Consider the following 595-nt stretch of genomic DNA (forward strand, 5'->3'; position numbering starts at 1 on the left):
CTCCCACTGCTTGTACGCACACGGTTTCAGGGTCTATTTCACTCCCCTCTCCGGGGTTCTTTTCGCCTTTCCCTCACGGTACTGGTTCACTATCGGTCAGCCAGGAGTATTTAGCCTTGGAGGATGGTCCCCCCGTCTTCAGTCAAGGTTACACGTGCCCCGACCTACTCGATTTCACGGGATCAGGCTTTCGACTACGGGGCTATCACCCTGTATCGCTGAGCTTCCCAGCTCATTCGCCTAACCTGTCACCCGCTTAAGGGCTAGTCCCCGGTCGCTCGCCGCTACTGGGGGAATCTCGGTTGATTTCTGTTCCTCGGGGTACTGAGATGTTTCAGTTCTCCCGGTTCGCCTCGTTGACCTATGTATTCAGTCAACGATACCTGCCTGATGGCAGGTGGGTTTCCCCATTCAGAGATGTCCGGGTCGCAGGTTGTTTGCCACCTCGCCGAACCTTATCGCAGGCTTCCACGTCTTTCATCGCCTCTGGCTGCCTAGGCATCCACCGTGTGCGCTTCATCGCTTGACCATATAACCCGAAGGAGTCTGGTCGCGATGACAAACGATATTGCCGGATACGCTTGAGACGTATCTC

At 55.6% G+C, this 595-nt stretch carries 1 rRNA gene; it reads right to left on the reverse strand.

Going from position 1 to position 595, the window contains the following annotated elements:
* Window positions 1-529 (reverse strand): 23S ribosomal RNA (locus HHA01_RS14705); the annotation flags it as partial.
* Window positions 530-595 lie beyond the last annotated feature (66 nt).

The organism is Halomonas halmophila, assembly GCF_006540005.1.
Lineage (GTDB): Bacteria > Pseudomonadota > Gammaproteobacteria > Pseudomonadales > Halomonadaceae > Halomonas > Halomonas halmophila.